Below are 1,033 nucleotides of genomic sequence, written 5' to 3'. Positions count from 1 at the left end.
AAACTATTTTAGTTGGGAAGGAATGCTAAAAATTGGAGATTGATACATCTCATCGTTTGTTTAAATATTTTTTGATTAAATTTTCCCTTTAAAAATTCTATTTTTTTTAATGTCTTAACTTGTATTTAATATAGGAGATCCCCATAACAACAAAAGCACTACAGGAATACAACAATATGGCGAATCCACAAAAACACTATGCTAAGTTCCACACAAATATTCGATTAGGTCGTTATGACGAAGAAAGTACATTACGTGAAAAACGTGACCTTTTGATTAGCACCTTAAAAGATGAACTCAAAAAGGATCCAAATGGTCCTCAATTTGTTGAATACTTTAATCAAGGTAGTTATGCCTTGGGCACAGGGATTAAGCCTAAGAATGGAGATTATGATATTGATGTAGGAGTTTTATTAGATTGTGACAAAGAGGAATATGGCTCAGTAGAAATTAAAAAAATTGTTAGAGATGCTTTAACTCATTCAAATAGAACTGTAACGATCAAACGACCTTGCGTAACTGTCACTTATCTCAAAAATGGTAGTCCCGATTATCATGTAGATCTGCCCATCTACGCTGAAGACGACAAAGGCAATATGTATCTAGCTCGAGGTAAGGAATTCTCCTCTGAAGACCTTAAGACTTGGGATATTTCAAATCCTACTGAACTTACCGATACAATTTTGGGAAAATTTGAAGATGATTCAGATTTACGTCATCAGTTTAGACGATGTACTCGCTACTTGAAACAATGGCGAAATGAGAAAGGTCTAGATTTTTTTAAGAGTATTGCTATCACTACAGCTGTATATGAGCATATAACAGCTGAAGATTATGAGAATGATAATAAGGTATTACTTTCTATAGTAAATAATGTATTAGATCAATTCACTACCTTTAGCATTGATCCAGAAAATAACGAGTATTACTTCAGACTCGTAATTAATTTACCTGCACATCAAGGTGTAGACTTACTCGAAAAATTGACCCGAAAACAAATGGAGCACTTAAAATCAAAACTTGAAGATTGATG

General features: G+C 33.2%; 1 protein-coding gene. It reads left to right on the top strand.

Annotated features, from left to right (window positions below; translation table 11 throughout):
• The first annotated feature begins 176 nt into the window (after nt 1–176).
• Nucleotides 177–1,031, top strand: coding sequence for a nucleotidyltransferase (locus Aba26S_RS20945; protein ID WP_043975183.1), 855 nt, complete (start codon nt 177–179; stop codon nt 1,029–1,031).
• Nucleotides 1,032–1,033: the final 2 nt, after the last annotated feature.

Source organism: Acinetobacter sp. NBRC 110496, assembly GCF_000876115.1.
Taxonomy (GTDB): Bacteria; Pseudomonadota; Gammaproteobacteria; order Pseudomonadales; family Moraxellaceae; genus Acinetobacter.
Note: the sequence above shows the minus strand (reverse complement) of the source record. Positions and strands in the feature narration are given on the sequence as shown.